Raw genomic sequence first — 17477 nt, forward strand, 5'->3', positions numbered from 1 at the left:
ATGCGCCGCCGGGCGGGAATGGCTAGTGCCGGAATAGCAACGGAATAGTGCCGCAGTAGCGGTCGAGTGGCGTCGGGAGAGTGTCTAAAACAGCCCCGGTCGACGCCGGTATGGTGATGGCAAAGCGCTGGAATAATGCTGAACAGTGTCGGCACATCACAAGCTTTAACATTTTACTGACAACTATCACAACAGGAGGCCATATCTATCATATTTTGCAAAAAGGATATTGATCTCTCATGGTGAAGAGCGTACTATTTTTTGTGAGCCACATCACAGTTTAAGAATTTAAGAGACAACCTGCCATGAAAACAGTAAATAAAATCATTGCTTTGTTCGCTAATTTCAGCCGCTAAGCAAATAATACATCGCCTCTCGGCCCGATCATCTGATGATTGGGCCGATTGTTTTTCAGAGCCAGTCAATTGTTAGACACGACCCCTCGGCGATACTGCCTGATAAGCTGTTCAATGGGTGCCAGCAACCGTTCTTTATCCCCGTCCGGCAACCGGGCATTCACCGGAATATACCACCAGTTCTCCTGAGCAAAATCCCGGCATTTCACCGCGTCTTTTTCCGTCATCACCAGCACCTGTCCCGGCGAAGTCAGGACAGATAATTGTTCGTGCCGATAGGACTGATGATCGGCAAAAGACACCTCCCTCACCGGCGCGACGCCCTTGGCACGCAGAGTGGCGAAAAAGCGCGGCGGATGGCCGATGCCCGCCATCGCCACCACCTGGGAAAGACTTTCGACGCTGCAGGTCTGTCCGCTCAAAAGATTGATAGCCTCCCCGGTCTGCAATTGCATCGGCACCTCACCCGGCAACGCCTGCCCGCCATTGGTGATTACCGCGCTAACGCTGTCTAGTCTATGAGCACGCTCGCGCATCGGGCCGGCGGGAAGCCACCAGCCGTTACCGAATCGCCGCACGCCGTCAATGACTACCCATTCGATATCGCGGGCCAGCGCGTAATGCTGCAATCCGTCGTCGGTGATCACCACATCCAGGGTCTGCTGTTTCAGCAGGGCCGCCACTGCGTCCACACGGCGGGGTGATACCGCCACGGGTGCGCCGGTTCGCTGGAAAATCAGTACCGGTTCATCCCCCGCCTCCCCGGGAAGTGTTTTGTCATTCAACAGCAGCGGATACCGTGCGGCCCGGCCGCCATAGCCGCGGGACACGACGCCGACCCGCCATCCCCGTTGCTGTAAATGCGTCACCAGCCACAATACCACCGGTGTTTTGCCATTTCCGCCCGCCGTCAGGTTACCCACCACCACCACCGGCAACGGAAAACGCGAGGTCTTGCGCCAACCCAGGCGGTAGCTGGTTTTAACCACGGCGCTCACCAGCCCGTATAACCAGGAAAAGGGCAACAAAAGCCAGTACCAGTGCTCCCCGCCGAACCAGATGCGTTCAATCATTGCGGAATTGCAGCCGGTAGAGTTGGGCATAGGCGCCTTTTTTAGCCAATAAATCCTCGTGCGACCCGCGTTCCACTATTCTGCCGTCTTCCACCACCAGAATTTCATCCGCTTTTTCAATGGTTGACAGCCGATGGGCAATCACCAGCGAGGTGCGGTTTTTCTGCAGCTCGTCCAGCGCTTTCTGTATGGCGCGTTCCGACTCGGTATCCAGCGCCGAGGTGGCTTCATCAAGGATCAGCACCGGGCAGTCCCGCAGCAATGCGCGGGCAATGGCGATACGCTGTCGTTGCCCTCCCGAGAGCAATACGCCGTTTTCACCAATTACCGTATTCAGCCCATTCTCCATTTTTTCAATAAAATCCATAGCATAGGCCATACGGGCGGCATCTTCGATTTCCGCCGCCGTGAACCGGTCTTTGCGGGCGTAGGCAATATTATTGGCGATGGTGTCATTAAATAAGTGTACATTCTGCGACACCAGCGCCACCTGATCCCGTAACGACGGCAGGGTATATTCCCGCAAATCGTAGCCGTCCAGCAGCACCTGCCCTTCCTGCACGTCATAAAAACGGGTCATCAAATTGGCGATTGTGGATTTGCCGGAACCGGAACGTCCTACCAGCGCCACGGTTTTACCCGCCGGGATGGTCAGATTGATATCCCGCAGCGAGGGTACATCGGTACCCGGATAAGAGAACGTCACATGGCGGAATTCAATATTTCCTTCGGCGCGTTCGACAACCCGGGTGCCTTCGTCCTTTTCCTTTTCCATATCCAGAATGGCGAACAGGGTCTGGCAGGCCGCCATGCCGCGCTGGAACTGCGCGTTAACGTTGGTGAGGGATTTCAGCGGGCGCATCAGGGCAATCATGGATGAAAACACCACCGTGATGGTCCCGGCGGTGAGGTTTTGCATCACGCTGGGGAAACTGGCGGCATACAGCACGAAGGCCAGCGCCAGGGAAGCGATGAACTGGATCACCGGGTCCGATACCGACGCGGCGGACACCATTTTCATGCCCTGCTGCCGCATGCGGTTGCTGACATGGTCAAAGCGTTCGCTTTCCACTTTCTGGCCGCCGAAAATCAATACTTCTTTATGCCCCTTGAGCATCTGTTCGGCGCTGGTGGTGACCTGGCCCATGGTATTCTGCATGGTTTTGCTGATGTTGCGAAAACGCTTGGACACCTGGCGAATGGACATCGATACAATGGGCGCGATAACCACCAGGATCAAGGAGAGCTGCCAGCTGTAATAGAACATCATGATAAACAGGCCGATAATCGAGGCGCTTTCACGGATGACGGTTATCAGCGCGCCGGATGAGGACGAAGCCACCTGTTCCGAATCATAGGTAATGCGCGACAAGAGCGTACCGGTGGATTGCTGATCAAAAAAGGACACCGGCATGCCCATCATATGGCTGAACAGCCGCCGGCGCATCTGCATCACCACCTTGCCGGATACCCATGCCACGCAGTAGCTGGAAACAAAGCCCGTCACCCCGCGTACTATCATCAGACCGATGACCACCAGGGGCATCCACACCAGGATTCTCGCGTTGGTCTTACCAAAACCTTCATCCAAAAGAGGCTTAAGCAGCGATAACATTAACGTATCACTGGCAGCATTAAGAATCAGCGCAATTGACGCGGCGATCAAGCCGGTCTTGAAAGGGGAGATCATCGGCCAGAGGCGACGGAACGTCTGCCACGTGGAGAGATCTTTATCATTTAGCATTTAATTAACCAGCGCTTAGACTAAATAGCCGACCATTCTACCCATTATCCGCCTGGACGCCAAACCACTGGTGATACCATCGAGGCATAATTTGTTCCCGATAACCTTTTATCACCCATTTATCCTGGTAAAACTGAACGCTAATCTGTCCGGACCGCGCGGTATCGTGCCAGGGGATGCCCTCTTGGCCGTAGCGATGGCGGATCTTTTCCGCCGGCAGACGCCACGGATTGAAGCGAGCCGCCGATACCAGCGCGGCCCGGGGGCGGACCGCCCTTAAAAACGGCTTGGTTGACGAGGTTTTGCTGCCATGGTGCGGCACCTGCAAAATATCCGCCCGCAGCAAATCGCGGCCGGCCCGAAGAAGCGCCCGTTCCGCCGGCGCTTCGATATCGCCGGTTAACAGCACCCGGAACTTGCCGTCATCAATTCGAATCACGCAAGAGTCATTATTATTGGCTTTCGCCACCTGTTTCGGCGGCCACAGCACCTGGAACCGTAGCCCCTGCCAGACCCAGCTCTGCCCCTTGATGCAAGGTTGATGATCGTCGGCGCGATAGGAACTGGCCACCGGGACAAGAGGATAAACCTTCTTGAGGGTATCCAAACCGCCGATATGATCCTGATGGCTGTGGCTCAGCCAGATGGCCTCCGGCGTCAGGCCGCGCCAGACGAGATAAGGCACGATTTCGGCTTTGCCGATGTCGCCGCCGCGCCAGCTGACGCCGGTATCGTATAAAAATACCCGGCCGTTGCGCTCTACGGCCACCGCCAGGCCGTGTCCCACGTCCAGCATATCCAGCCGCCAGCGGGGCCGCTGGTTATCCTTCGGCAGCAATAGCAGGGCGCTTATCACCACCATATTCAACCGGTAGGTCTTCCACCAGCCGAAGCGCCAGATAACTACCGCCAGCCAGCCGCCGATACTGACTGCCATACCGGTTTCCGCCAGTTCAAACCAGCCTCGCCGCAGACTGGATAAAGGCATGAATACCCAATCCAGGGAGCGGTTGGCCAAGCCCCATAACAGAGCGCTGATGCCCGGCAACAGGGCTAAACACAGGGCCGACAGAATCAATGGGGTAGTGATAAATGAAACCAGCGGTACGGCCCAGAGATTCGCGGGTAAAGACCAGGGATTGGCGCCGTGGAACAGACCCCATTGCAGCGGCAGCAGCAATAAGGTCATACCGGTTTGCAGGTGCAGCCAGCGCAAGGCAACCCATCGCCTGCCGGACTGGCAGCAAACCGGCAGCGGCGCCCATTGAAACCAGAAAATCAGCGCCGACACCGCCAGGCAGGATAACCACAGGCTGGTGGACAGCACGCTGAGGGGATCGGTAACCAGTATCAGGGCAACGCACCACAGCCAGACTTGCCAGGCACCGCAATGCGCCCCGCGTAAACGCAGCAGGATCCATAAGGATAAGGCAATCAAGGCCCTGACCGCGGGGAAATTGACGCCGGAAATCCAGACATAACCCGCCGCGGTCCCCCAACTCACCATCAGGGGCATAGCCGGGGTTATCCAGCGCATCGGCAGGAAAAACTGCCCGCCCCGCCCCACCAGCCAGCCGAACAGGGCCGCAAGGGAGATGTGCAGGCCGGAAATGGCCATTAAATGAGCGGTGCCGGTTTGCTGCAGTTCCAGTCGAATATCCTCCGGCATGCTTTTACCTTCGCCGAAGGCCAATGCCAGCAAAATTGACGACCATTTAAGACGACTGATATGCCGGGATGCATCGTCTATCAGCTGCTGGCGCAGGTTGCAGCGGTCATCGATAAGCTTGGCCTTGATGACCCGACCCACCAGCGGTTGATGGTTGGCCACTCCCCAGCGCTGGCTGTCGAAACCGCCCTCATTAAGCCGGCTGTGCTGGGGGCGCAGTTTTAGGGTCATCCGCCACTGCTGGCCTGCGCACCAGTGAGACGGCAACGCCGACCAGCCTACCGAGGCATAAATCGGCGGAAAAACCCGCCGTCCGCCGGAATGGGTAATTTTGACCACCGCCCGCGAGCGCGGACTATCTGCATAAGAAATGCTGGCAATAGTTGCCCGCACGGTGATTTTGGGCCGGGAGAGCTCCGTCGTTTGTTGTAATAGGTGTCCGGCGCTCCAGCACCCCCAGACAAAACTTGCCAGGGCAACGGCCGCCATCAGCGGATAATAACCCCGGACCAGGACCAACAGCCAGGCGACGGCCATCACGCCGTAAAGTGTGGTTGGCCCCGGTAAATGCGGCAATAAGGTTAGCGGCAGCACGCCGAGAATGGCGGAGAAGGCCAGGTGATTAAGTGATAACGGCATCCGTGATCCGGTCAGGGAAATGAATCAGTCGGCCCCGAGAGGGGAACATGAACCGATTGTGAAACAGCCTGATGCGCGGTGCCACCGCCCTATTTTCAGTTATCGAAGCCTGTTCGGCAACGAATGTTGTGCTTGCAGCGATACAGTTAATGATGCGCGCTTGCATGCAAATTTTGCCGCCGTGGGGCATTGTCTTGCGGCCAAAAAAAAGACACCCTAGGGTGTCTTATATGCGAGATTGGTTTTTTAACGTGGCTACAACATGACCATTTCGTTATGAACCATAAATATTGGCGCGGTCGCGAAGTTCCTTGCCGGGTTTGAAATGGGGGACATATTTACCCTCCAATTCCACTTTATCGCCGGTTTTTGGATTACGTCCGACACGCGGTGCACGGTAGTGAAGCGAAAAACTGCCGAAACCACGGATTTCGATGCGCTCACCGCTGGCGAGAGTGGTCGCCATATGTTCAAGCATCTCTTTCACCGCATCCTCAACAACTTTAGCCGGTATATGAGCGTGCTGGCCAGCAAGTCTTTCAATAAGTTCAGACTTGGTCATAGTTCCTCCAAGTTCGCGCACCCACTATCATCAAAGCGGCGCGCGACTCACTTAGCTACCGTCCAGGAGCGGCGATAAAACCGCTCCCCCTTATTATTCGCCTTTAGCTGCTTTGAACGCTTCGGCCATTGCGCTGGAGAAGTTGCCGGTATCTTCCTGTTTAGTGTTCACAGTAGCGATAGCTTCTTTCTCGTCAGCTTCATCCTTGGCACGTACCGACAGGCTCACAACGCGGTTTTTACGATCGACGCCGGTGAATTTTGCTTCAACGTCGTCACCCACATTCAGAACCAATGTAGCGTCTTCAATGCGGTCACGCGAGGCTTCAGAGGCACGCAGATATCCTTCCACGCCGCCTGCTAATTCAACTGTAGCACCTTTTGCGTCAACTGCAGTGACTTTACCGGTAACAATGGTACCTTTCTTGTTCAAAGACAAATAGTTATTGAACGGGTCTTCAGCCAGTTGCTTCACGCCGAGGGAAATGCGTTCGCGTTCTGCGTCAACCTGCAGCACAACGGCGGCGATTTCGTCGCCTTTCTTGTATTCGCGCACGGCTTCTTCACCGGCCACGTTCCAGGAAATATCGGACAGATGAACCAGGCCGTCGATACCGCCGTCCAGGCCGATAAAGATACCGAAATCGGTAATGGACTTGATCTTGCCCTCAACGCGGTCGCCCTTGTTGTGGGTTTCGGCGAACTGCTGCCACGGGTTGGCTTTACACTGTTTCAGGCCCAGGGAAATACGTCGACGTTCTTCGTCGATATCCAGCACCATCACTTCAACCACGTCGCCTACGTTAACAACCTTGGACGGATGGATATTTTTGTTGGTCCAATCCATTTCCGAAACGTGCACCAAACCTTCAACGCCTTCTTCGATTTCAACGAAGCAGCCGTAGTCGGTAAGATTGGTCACGCGACCGGTCAGGCGAGTGCCTTCAGGGTAACGTTTGGCAATTGCAACCCAAGGATCTTCGCCGAGCTGTTTCAGGCCCAGGGAAACACGGGTACGTTCGCGATCGAACTTCAGCACCTTGACGGTGATTTCATCGCCGACATTGACGATTTCGCTCGGATGCTTAACGCGTTTCCAGGCCATATCGGTAATGTGCAGCAAGCCGTCCACGCCGCCCAAGTCAACGAAGGCGCCGTAATCGGTAAGGTTCTTGACGATACCTTTTACTTCCATGCCTTCCTGCAGGTTTTCCAGCAGTTGGTCACGTTCCGCGCTGTTTTCGGATTCGATGACCGCACGACGGGAAACCACGACATTGTTACGTTTCTGGTCCAGCTTGATCACTTTAAACTCAAGCTCTTTGCCTTCCAAATGCAGGGTATCGCGTACCGGACGCACGTCCACCAACGAACCCGGCAAAAACGCACGGATGCCGTTCAGTTCGACGGTGAAGCCGCCTTTGACCTTGCCGTTGATGATGCCGGTAACGGTCGCGGCTTCTTCATAGGCTTTTTCCAGCATCAGCCAGGCTTCGTGACGCTTGGCCTTTTCACGGGACAGCAATGTCTCGCCAAAACCGTCTTCCACCGCGTCGAGGGCAACATCAACCTGATCGCCGACCTTGATTTCCAGTTCGCCCTGGGCATTTTTGAACTGTTCAATGGGAATGGCGGATTCGGATTTCAGTCCGGCGTCAACCAGAACGACATCTTTATCGATGGAGACCACGGTACCGCGTACGATCGAACCGGGACGGGTTTCGATTTCTTTCAGGGATTCTTCAAAGAGTTGAGCAAAAGATTCTGTCATATTGGATAATCTTCAGGTGTTTATGATTAACGTCCATCCGGCATCCTGCTTGATGGGGTTGTTTTACACGCCCCATTGCTGTTCCTTGCAACGGGGTATTTGATTCTTATACAGCTATGCTAACGCCAGGATCCGCCGGGAATGGGCCAACGCCTGGACTATCACTTCTTCGATAGTCATACTGGTGGAATCCAGTACCAGCGCGTCTGGCGCCGGTATCAACGGCGCCACCGGACGATTTCTGTCGCGGCTGTCCCTTTCTTTTATCTCGGATAAAAGGCGTTCAAAGTTAACACTAAAGCCCTTTTCCTGCAACTGCCGCATGCGTCGGTGCGCTCTTTCTTCCGGCGACGCGTCAAGAAAAATCTTCACCGGCGCGTCGGCGAACACCACCGTGCCCATATCGCGACCGTCGGCGATAAGACCCGGCGCCTCGCGGAAAGCGCGCTGGCGGCGCAGCAACGCCTCGCGGACCCGGGGGAAAGCAGCGATTTTCGAGGCGGTATTTCCGACGGTTTCAGTACGGATTTCCTGGCCGACGTCTTCCCCTTCGAGCACGATTTCCAACTGTCCGTCCACGACCTTGAAATGCACATCCAGGTGCGCCGCCAAGGGGACAAGGGCGTCTTCGGCGCTGATATCCACTTGATGATGCAGGGCCGCCAGCGCCAATACCCGGTAAATGGCCCCGGAATCGAGCAGATGCCATTGCAATGCTTCCGCCAATGCTTGACACAATGTGCCTTTACCCGCACCACTCGGTCCGTCGATGGTGATCACCGGGATGACTGCTGCCATTGTTGTTTTCTCCTCTCAGCGGGAAACTTCATTCCATAATAACGAAACCTCTTGTGAGGCATTATACGCATCATTACGGAATAAAGGTTACCCCTGCGTGGCGCTAATCTAAAATGGAAATATCTTTTGTGTATTGGCTCGATTGTAGTTCGCCCGGGCCATTTTTGCGCGGCCCGGCGGCAAGGAATATCCGGCATCGGCGAAAATCGTCGGCGGGATACCGCCAGCGGGCAATATGACGATTTCCCAACCCGCTTCCATTATGTTCCACGTCCGGCGGCCCGTGGCGCCCGTAAAGGCGCCCGGAGAGGCTCCGAAAAAGCCATCGGGCGTAAGGAGACGGCGCATTTATCCGCCGATTATTTCAGCGTGCTGACGGCGGCCAATTGCTGGAAATAGTCCGGGAAGGTCTTATGGGTGCATTTAGGATCCAGTATGGTGACCGGCGTATCGGACAAGGCCACCAGTGAAAAACACATCGCCATCCGGTGATCGTTATAGGTGCCGATTTCGGCGAATTTCAGCGACTTGGGCGGCGTTATCTCGATAAAATCCTCACCCTCCACCACGTCGGCACCCACCTTGCGCAGCTCGACGGCCATTGCCGACAGCCGGTCCGTCTCCTTCACACGCCAATTGTAGATATTGCGCAGCCGGGTGGTGCCGTCGGCGAACAGCGCGGTGGTGGCGATGGTCATGGCGGCGTCGGGGATATGATTCATGTCCATATCCACCGCGTGCAGCTCGCCCCGGGTGCACTCGATAAAATCGTCGCCCCAGCGGATAACCGCGCCCATGCGCTCCAGCACGTCGGCGAAGCGGATATCGCCCTGTACGCTGTTTTTGCCGATGCCGGTCACCCGGACGGTGCCGCCCCGGATAGCCGCCGCCGCCAGGAAGTAGGATGCCGATGAGGCATCACCTTCCACCAGGTAATGTCCCGGCGAACGATAGCGATCGTTGCCCTTGAGGTAAAAAACCCGGTAATTTTCGTGGTGAACGGTGATACCGAAGGTTTTCATCAGCGTCAGGGTGATGTCGATATAGGGACGGGAAACCAGTTCCCCTTTAATGCGGATCACCGTATCTTCGGCCGCCAGGGGCGCCGCCATCAGCAGGGCGGTGAGAAATTGGCTGGAAACCGTGCCGTCCACCTCAATTTCGCCGCCGCGAAAACCGCCCCGAAGGCGCAGCGGCGGGTAATTCTCTTGCTCCAGGTATTCCACAACGGCGCCGCCCTGGCGCAGGGCATCCACCAAATGACCGATGGGGCGCTCTTTCATCCGCGGTTCACCGGTGAGGGTGATGTCATGCCGGCCCAGGCATAATATGGCCGCCAACGGCCGCATGGCGGTACCGGCGTTACCCAGGAACAGCTCCAGGGGCGCGGCGGCGGTCAGGGCGTGCCCCTGCCCGTCTATTTCGCACTGCCGACGGTCGGCGCTCAGGCGGCAGGTCACGCCCAACGCCGCCAGGGCCGCCAGCATATGGCGCACATCGTCACTGTCCAACAGATTGGTCAGCCGGGTGGTGCCGTGGGCCAGGGCCGCCAGCAGCAAAGCGCGGTTCGATACGCTTTTGGAGCCGGGCAGGTTAACGGTGCCGTTGACGTGCGCTACCGGTTGTAGGGTCAGGGATTCCTGCATGTGAAACGCGTTCTCCAACAATGATAAAATCAGCGACCCCGGCGGTTAGGTCGGGGTCGCAGGTTAATTCATCCTATTCGCACAGCGAAAACAGCGAATATTCCGGCAAAAATCAGCTTGCCGGCTCGGTCTAAATCAGCCGTGCCGCCGGGCGAATTCGGTCATAAAGTGCACCAAAGCTTCAACGCCCGCCAGCGGCATGGCATTATAAAGCGATGCGCGCATCCCGCCCACCGCGCGGTGACCTTTCAGGGCGTGCAATCCGGCGGCAACCGACTCTTCCAGGAACAGCTTGTCCAATGCGGCATCCGCCAACAGGAAGGGAACGTTCATGCGTGAACGGTTAGCCGGCGCCACATCGTTACGATAAAATTCGCTGCGGTCAATATACCCATACAGCAGCTCGGCTTTGGCCTGGTTGCGCCGATCCATTGCCGTCAGGCCGCCCTGCGCCTTCAGCCACTTGAATACCAGGCCGGAGAGATACCAGGCAAAAGTGGGCGGGGTATTGAACATGGAATCGTTTTCCGCCAGCACCTTGTAATCCAGGACCGAAGGGAGTTCGCGCCGGGCTTTGCCCAACAGATCTTCACGCACGATAACCAGCGTCAGCCCGGCCGGGCCGATATTTTTCTGTGCGCCGGCGTAAATCACGCCAAAACGGCTGACATCCAGCGGGCGGGAAAGAATAGTGGACGAATAGTCCGCCACCACCACTTTGTCGCCAAAATCGGGCAGCTCGTCTATGGCCAGGCCGTCGATGGTTTCATTGGGGCAGTAATGCACATACGCGCTGTCGGCGGACAGTGCCCATTCGTTCATGGGCTTGATGGCCCGTTGACCGTCAAGGCGGGTTTTAACGTCAATGACCCGGGGATCGCAGTACTTGCGGGCTTCGGCCACGGCGCTGTGGGCCCAATAGCCGCCGTCGATGTAGTCGGCGCTCACCCCTTCCCCCAGAAGATTCAGCGGTACCGCGGCGAATTGCGCCCGAGCGCCGCCGTGGCTGAACAGCACTTTGTAGTTATCGGGGATACTCAGCAATTCGCGCAAATCCTGTTCGGATTCTTTTGCCACCTCGATGAATTCCTTGCTGCGATGGCTGATTTCCATGACCGACGTACCCAATCCATGCCAATTGCATAATTCCTGCTGCGCGCGCTGCAGTACTTCCACCGGAATCATTGCCGGGCCGGCGCTAAAATTAAAGACCTGATTCATTTCCCCTCACCACATTGACCAAAAACCGTTTGAACATCCGATGCCATACCCTAAATAATTCGAGTTGCAGGCAGGGGTCGAGTAGTGCCAACACACCTGCAACTTGAATTATGACGGGTATATCGTTTTTATCACTCACCTCCGGAGGTCGCAACGTTTATTGACTATCTTCCGCATTTTAGCCACTCACACATTCGCGGCCGGAATATCAACCACACCGACCATAAGGCTGTTACGTCCGGCCACGGCCTTTACAGAGAATACATGGAGCCGTGAGGCAAAACACCGTATTATGCCGGTTTAGCGACGAGATTAAAGTGAGCCTTATGACCCAGACATTTATTCCCGGTAAAGACGCCGCCCTCGAAGATTCCATCCAGCGGTTTTATCAACAATTGTCGGCGCTGGGTTTCAATATCGAAGAGGCCTCCTGGCTCAACCCGGTTCCCCATGTCTGGTCGGTGCATATCCGCGATCGCGACTGTCCCCTGTGTTTCACCAATGGCAAGGGCGCCAGTAAAAAAGCCGCGCTGGCCTCCGCTTTGGGGGAATATTTCGAACGGCTTTCCACCAATTATTTCTTTGCCGATTTTTATCTCGGCCACAGCATCGCCCAGGGCGATTTCGTGCATTATCCCAACGAAAAGTGGTTTCCCCTGCCCGCGGACGATACGCTGCCGAACGGCATATTGGACGACAGGCTGCGGGATTTTTACGATCCCGATCGGGCGTTAACCGCCGGCGCGCTGGTGGATTTGCAGTCCGGCAATACCGAGCGAGGTATCTGCGCCCTGCCGTTTATCCGCCAATCGGATCAGGCCGTTATTCATATCCCGATGAATATCATCGGCAATCTGTATGTTTCCAACGGCATGTCGGCGGGGAATACCGCCAATGAAGCCCGGGTGCAGGCATTGTCGGAAGTTTTTGAGCGCCATATCAAAAACCGCATTATCGCCGAATCCATCAGTCTGCCGCCCATACCCCAGACGGTGCTGGACCGCTATCCCGGCGTAGTGGCGGCCATTAGCCGCCTGGAAGAGGAAGGCTTTCCCATCTTCGCCTACGACGCCTCCCTGGGCGGGGAGTATCCGGTTATTTGCGTGGTGCTGTTTAATCCCGCCAACGGCACCTGCTTTGCCTCTTTCGGCGCCCATCCGGATTTCGGCGTGGCGCTGGAGCGTACCGTGACCGAGCTGTTACAAGGCCGCAGCCTGAAAGACCTGGATGTCTTTACCCCACCCACATTTGACGATGAGGAAGTGGCGGAGCAGACCAATCTGGAGACCCATTTCATCGATTCCAGCGGCCTGATTTCCTGGGATCTGTTTAGACAAGACGCCGACTATCCCTTTGTGGACTGGAGTTTCAGCGGCACCACCGGCGCCGAATTTACCGCCATGATGGACATTTTCCGGCAAAAGCAGGCAGAGGTCTATATCGCGGATTACGAACATCTCGGCGTGTATGCCTGCCGGATATTGGTGCCGGGCATGTCCGATATCTATCCTGCGGAGGATTTATTGTTCGCCAATAACACCATGGCCGCCCACTTGCGCGGCAGGTTGATCAACCTGCCGGACAGCCAATGGCCGCAGGAAGACTATTTGGCCCTCATTGAGCGGCTGGATGAAGAGGGGTTGGACGATTTTACCCGGGTACGCGAATTGCTGGGGCTGGCAACCGGTCGGGACAACGGCTGGTTCACTCTGCGGGTGGGAGAGTTAAAAGCCATGCTGGCTCTGGCGGGGGGCGATCACGGGCAAGCTCTGCTCTGGACAGAATGGACATTGGATTTCAATAGCTCGGTATTTTCACCGCAGCGGGAAAATTACTACCGCTGTCTGCAAACGCTGCTGCTCGCCCGCGAATCCGGCCGGGATCCGGCACATTACCAAATCGCGTTTGAGCGCATGTACGGCGCCGCCACCCTCGAAAGCATCACCACCGCGCTACAGGGCAAGCAGTGCTTTGCCGGGTTAATGACTATTGATGACGATCTCCATGCGCTGCCGGCTCATCGCGCCCTACTGGCGGCTTATGAAAAATTGCAGTTGGCAAAACGCCGCTACTGGCGGTAGGATCCCGGAGCCGAACGGGCAGGCTACTCCCCCGCCGCTGCGGTCAGGCGGGGGGATGTACCCTAAATAATTCGCGTTTCAGCAAGGCGGCAACGCAGCGACAAATCTGTCTGGAACAGATTTGAACTGTGCTTGCGCTGGCCCAAAGGGGCGAGGCCCATGGCGGGGCCGAGTATCGCCAACGCATCTGTAACTTGAAGCATGACGAGTATCAGTAAAATTAATTTAACAATCATGATGGGACATCGGGTCCAATAACCCTCCTAAAATCATGCCTTTATTTTGCCCCGGAAGATTTTGCCGATTATTTCAGCACCAGGGTAGAAATATAATGCTCGCCAAGGTTCCAATAAATGGTTTATTGTTACTGTGAAGTAAAAATATAATATGCTTGACGGCGCCACTGAAACAATATGGCTTTATTCGGCGTTATTCATTAACGTACGGAATAGTGCAAAAAATGCCGTTTTCAAATCTTTATGTAATTATTAAAATTTATTTTTAACTTCTTTATCAATGAGTTAGAACTATTTTAGCCTATATCCCCTACCTAAAAGGCCGTTAAGTTTGGCCCATTATGATCCAAGTCAATTTTTGCTCTATACTGCTTTGTTAGAATTACAACGTTTATTTATTCACCGAGAGAGTTAGTGTGAAAGCTGACAACCCATTTGATTTACTCTTACCTGCCGCCATGGCAAAAGTCGCTGAAGAAGCCGGCGTTTATAAAGCAACCAAACAACCGGCAAAAACGTTTTTCCTGGCGATAACCGCAGGTGTATTCATCTCCATAGCTTTCGCTTTTTATATAACTGCTACCACCGGTACCTCCGCCATGCCTTACGGCATTGCCAAATTGGTTGGCGGGGTGTGTTTCTCTTTAGGCTTAATGCTGGTGGTGGTTTGCGGCGCCGACCTGTTTACTTCAACGGTGCTGATTATGGTGGCGAAGGCCAGCGGACGCATCACCTGGGGACAATTGGCGCGTAATTGGGTCAACGTTTATATCGGCAACTTTGTCGGCGCGTTGATCTTCGTGGCCCTTATCTGGTTCTCCGGGGAGCATATGGTCGCCAACGGCGGCTGGGGCTTGAACGTTTTACAAACTGCCGACCATAAAGTGCACCATACGTTTCTCGAGGCGGTTTGTCTTGGGATTCTGGCGAATCTGCTGGTCTGTCTGGCGGTGTGGATGAGTTATTCCGGCCGTAGCCTGATGGATAAAATGTTTGCCATGATATTCCCTGTCGCGATGTTTGTTTCAAGTGGTTTTGAGCATAGCATCGCCAATATGTTTATGATCCCCATGGGTATTGTCATCAAGAATTTTGCTGGTCCGGAATTCTGGCAAGCCATCGGGATGGCGCCCGATCAGTTTTCACACCTTACCGTAAGCAACTTTATTATCGACAACCTGATTCCGGTCACGATTGGCAACATCATCGGTGGGGGGTTACTGGTAGGGTTAACATATTGGGTAATTTATCTGCGCGGTGGAAATAACCATTAATTTGGTCCGCCGTGAAGCCGGGTTTTAAGAAATCCACATTAGAAGGTAGGTATAAAATGACCGATCTGAACACAAAACTAGCCACTGCTTGGGAAGGTTTCAGCAAGGGCGACTGGCAGAATGAAGTCAATGTTCGTGACTTTATCCAAAAAAACTATACTCCTTATGAAGGCAACGAAGCCTTCCTGGCGGGTGCTACTCCCGCCACTACCGCCCTTTGGGCCAAAGTAATGGAAGGTATCAAAACCGAAAACCGCACCCATGCGCCGGTGGATTTTGATACTGACGTTGCTGCTACCATTACTTCTCATGACGCCGGCTATATCAATAAAAGCCAGGAAAAAATCGTCGGCCTGCAAACTGATGCACCGTTGAAACGCGCCATTATCCCGTTCGGCGGCATCAAGATGGTTGAAAGCTCCTGCAAAGCATACGATCGCGAGTTGGACCCGCAACTGAAGAAAATCTTCACCGAATACCGTAAAACCCATAACCAGGGTGTATTCGATGTTTATACTCCCGATATCCTGAAATGCCGTAAGACCGGTGCCTTGACCGGCCTGCCGGATGCCTATGGCCGTGGCCGCATCATCGGCGATTACCGTCGTATCGCGCTGTACGGTATCGACTACCTGATGAAAGACAAATTCGCCCAGTTCACCTCTTTGCAAAGCAAACTGGAAAACGGCGAAGATCTGGAAGCCACCATCCGTCTGCGTGAAGAAATCGCCGACCAGCATCGCGCTTTGGCGCAAATCAAAGAAATGGCCGCCAAATACGGCTGCGATATTTCCGTCCCGGCAACCAGCGCGCAAGAAGCAGTTCAATGGACTTATTTCGGCTACCTGGCCGCGGTTAAATCCCAGAACGGCGCCGCCATGTCCTTCGGTCGTACTTCCACGTTCCTGGATATCTTCATCGAACGTGATTTGAAAGCCGGCAAAATCAACGAAGAACAGGCTCAGGAATTGATTGACCATCTGGTCATGAAACTGCGTATGGTCCGTTTCCTGCGTACCCCTGAATATGACGAACTGTTCTCCGGCGACCCGATTTGGGCGACTGAATCACTGGGCGGTATGGGCGTAGACGGCCGTACCCTGGTGACCAAAAACAGCTTCCGTTTCCTGAACACCCTTTACACCATGGGGCCAGCTCCGGAACCGAACATGACTATCCTGTGGTCGGAAAGATTGCCGATCAGCTGGAAGAAATTCACCGCCAAGGTTTCCATCGATACCTCTTCCGTACAGTATGAAAACGATGACCTGATGCGTCCCGATTTCAACAATGACGATTATGCCATTGCCTGTTGCGTAAGCCCGATGGTTGTCGGCAAACAAATGCAGTTCTTCGGCGCCCGCGCCAACCTGGCTAAGATGGTCCTGTACGCAATCAACGGCGGCATGGATGAAAAAGCCAAAATCCAGGTCGGTCCTAAAACCACACCGATTTCCGATGCGGTTCTGGACTACGATACCGTGCTCAAGAGCATGGATCACTTCATGGATTGGCTGGCCAAACAGTATGTCACTGCGCTGAACATCATCCATTATATGCATGATAAATACAGCTACGAAGCATCGCTGATGGCGCTGCATGACCGTGATGTATATCGCACCATGGCTTGCGGCATCGCCGGTTTGTCCGTCGCCGCCGACTCCCTGTCCGCCATCAAGTATGCCAAGGTTAAACCGATACGTGATGCTGAAGGCATGGCTGTCGATTTCGACATTGAAGGCGAATACCCGCAGTTCGGTAACAACGACTCACGCGTCGATGATATCGCTTGCGACCTGGTTGAACGTTTCATGAAGAAAATTCAGAAGCTGCCGACCTACCGTGGCGCGGTACCGACCCAGTCTATCCTTACCATCACCTCTAACGTGGTTTACGGTAAGAAGACCGGTAACACCCCTGACGGACGTCGTTCAGGCGCACCGTTCGGACCTGGTGCCAACCCGATGCACGGTCGTGACCAGAAAGGCGCTGTCGCTTCTCTGACCTCCGTTGCCAAACTGCCGTTTGCCTATGCAAAAGACGGTATTTCTTACACCTTCTCCATCGTGCCTAAAGCACTGGGCAAGGATGACGATGTACGTAGAGCCAACCTGGCAGGTTTGATGGACGGTTACTTCCATCATGAAGCCGGTGTGGAAGGCGGTCAGCATCTGAACGTCAACGTGATGAACCGTGAAATGCTGCTGGCAGCCATGGAACATCCGGAAGATTACCCGAACCTGACCATCCGTGTGTCTGGTTATGCGGTACGCTTCAATTCATTGACCAAAGAACAGCAGAAGGACGTCATCACCCGTACTTTCACGGCGTCGATGTAATTTCCCTCACCGTCTGAAAAGGCGTAAAATAAAGGCTCCACGGAAGTGGGGCCTTTTTATCACCTGCAC

Annotated in this window: 12 protein-coding genes; 4 read left to right on the plus strand and 8 right to left on the minus strand. The window is 54.8% G+C overall.

Going from position 1 to position 17477, the window contains the following annotated elements; all coding sequences use genetic code 11:
- Positions 1 to 421 precede the first annotated feature (421 nt).
- From lpxK to cmk, 6 genes are all read right to left on the minus strand, one after another.
- Complete coding sequence (lpxK, locus tag HB631_RS14805) at positions 422 to 1429, minus strand: tetraacyldisaccharide 4'-kinase (RefSeq protein ID WP_213992088.1); 1008 nt, start codon at positions 1427 to 1429, stop codon at positions 422 to 424.
- Positions 1422 to 3173, minus strand: a complete 1752-nt coding sequence (gene msbA / locus HB631_RS14810) for a lipid A ABC transporter ATP-binding protein/permease MsbA (protein ID WP_213991942.1) — start codon at positions 3171 to 3173, stop codon at positions 1422 to 1424. The genes lpxK and msbA overlap by 8 nt, the downstream gene beginning before the upstream one ends.
- Before the next feature lie 37 nt (positions 3174 to 3210).
- Positions 3211 to 5481, minus strand: a complete 2271-nt coding sequence (locus HB631_RS14815) for a ComEC family protein (RefSeq protein ID WP_213991943.1) — start codon at positions 5479 to 5481, stop codon at positions 3211 to 3213.
- 274 nt (positions 5482 to 5755) lie between these two features.
- Positions 5756 to 6043, minus strand: a complete 288-nt coding sequence (gene ihfB / locus HB631_RS14820) for an integration host factor subunit beta (protein WP_132922646.1) — start codon at positions 6041 to 6043, stop codon at positions 5756 to 5758.
- Positions 6044 to 6136: 93 nt separating this feature from the next.
- On the minus strand, positions 6137 to 7813 hold the full coding sequence (rpsA, locus tag HB631_RS14825; RefSeq protein WP_132922647.1) for a 30S ribosomal protein S1: 1677 nt from the start codon (positions 7811 to 7813) through the stop codon (positions 6137 to 6139).
- A 114-nt stretch (positions 7814 to 7927) separates the two neighbouring features.
- On the minus strand, positions 7928 to 8611 hold the full coding sequence (gene cmk, locus HB631_RS14830; protein WP_213991944.1) for a (d)CMP kinase: 684 nt from the start codon (positions 8609 to 8611) through the stop codon (positions 7928 to 7930).
- A gap of 126 nt (positions 8612 to 8737) precedes the next feature.
- On the opposite strand from cmk, the gene HB631_RS14835 reads away from it, so the two are divergent.
- On the plus strand, positions 8738 to 9010 hold the full coding sequence (locus HB631_RS14835) for a hypothetical protein (protein ID WP_213991945.1): 273 nt from the start codon (positions 8738 to 8740) through the stop codon (positions 9008 to 9010).
- Here HB631_RS14835 and aroA read toward each other — a convergent pair.
- Positions 8971 to 10257, minus strand: a complete 1287-nt coding sequence (gene aroA / locus HB631_RS14840; protein WP_213991946.1) for a 3-phosphoshikimate 1-carboxyvinyltransferase — start codon at positions 10255 to 10257, stop codon at positions 8971 to 8973. The genes HB631_RS14835 and aroA overlap by 40 nt on opposite strands.
- Positions 10258 to 10392: 135 nt before the next feature.
- Positions 10393 to 11478 carry a 3-phosphoserine/phosphohydroxythreonine transaminase gene (gene serC / locus HB631_RS14845; protein WP_213991947.1) on the minus strand — a complete coding sequence of 362 codons (1086 nt, stop codon included), beginning with the start codon at positions 11476 to 11478 and terminating at the stop codon, positions 10393 to 10395.
- A gap of 326 nt (positions 11479 to 11804) precedes the next feature.
- Between serC and ycaO the strand changes: the two genes are divergently transcribed.
- The 3 genes from ycaO (at position 11805) to pflB (ending at position 17408) form a co-directional block, all read left to right on the plus strand.
- Positions 11805 to 13559 (plus strand): 30S ribosomal protein S12 methylthiotransferase accessory factor YcaO, encoded by a 1755-nt coding sequence (ycaO, locus tag HB631_RS14850; protein WP_213991948.1) that lies wholly within the window; start codon positions 11805 to 11807, stop codon positions 13557 to 13559.
- Positions 13560 to 14211: 652 nt separating this feature from the next.
- Complete coding sequence (focA, locus tag HB631_RS14855; RefSeq protein ID WP_213991949.1) at positions 14212 to 15069, plus strand: formate transporter FocA; 858 nt, start codon at positions 14212 to 14214, stop codon at positions 15067 to 15069.
- Positions 15070 to 15125: 56 nt separating this feature from the next.
- A complete protein-coding gene (pflB, locus tag HB631_RS14860) occupies positions 15126 to 17408 on the plus strand; it encodes a formate C-acetyltransferase (protein ID WP_213991950.1) in 2283 nt (760 codons plus the stop codon).
- The last annotated feature ends 69 nt before the right edge of the window (positions 17409 to 17477 follow it).

The organism is Sodalis sp. dw_96, from assembly GCF_018449575.1.
In the GTDB taxonomy this organism is placed as follows: Bacteria; Pseudomonadota; Gammaproteobacteria; order Enterobacterales; family Enterobacteriaceae; genus Acerihabitans.

Excerpts from the sequence above, each read along its gene's own strand:
- aroA (WP_213991946.1), bottom strand. The coding sequence starts at position 10,257 with ATGCAGGAATCCCTGACCCTACAACCGGTAGCGCACGTCAACGGCACC.
- serC (WP_213991947.1), bottom strand. The coding sequence starts at position 11,478 with ATGAATCAGGTCTTTAATTTTAGCGCCGGCCCGGCAATGATTCCGGTG.
- ycaO (WP_213991948.1), top strand. The coding sequence starts at position 11,805 with ATGACCCAGACATTTATTCCCGGTAAAGACGCCGCCCTCGAAGATTCC.
- msbA (WP_213991942.1), bottom strand. The coding sequence starts at position 3,173 with ATGCTAAATGATAAAGATCTCTCCACGTGGCAGACGTTCCGTCGCCTC.
- cmk (WP_213991944.1), bottom strand. The coding sequence starts at position 8,611 with ATGGCAGCAGTCATCCCGGTGATCACCATCGACGGACCGAGTGGTGCG.
- rpsA (WP_132922647.1), bottom strand. The coding sequence starts at position 7,813 with ATGACAGAATCTTTTGCTCAACTCTTTGAAGAATCCCTGAAAGAAATC.
- pflB (WP_213991950.1), top strand. The coding sequence starts at position 15,126 with ATGACCGATCTGAACACAAAACTAGCCACTGCTTGGGAAGGTTTCAGC.
- ihfB (WP_132922646.1), bottom strand. The coding sequence starts at position 6,043 with ATGACCAAGTCTGAACTTATTGAAAGACTTGCTGGCCAGCACGCTCAT.
- HB631_RS14815 (WP_213991943.1), bottom strand. The coding sequence starts at position 5,481 with ATGCCGTTATCACTTAATCACCTGGCCTTCTCCGCCATTCTCGGCGTG.
- lpxK (WP_213992088.1), bottom strand. The coding sequence starts at position 1,429 with ATGATTGAACGCATCTGGTTCGGCGGGGAGCACTGGTACTGGCTTTTG.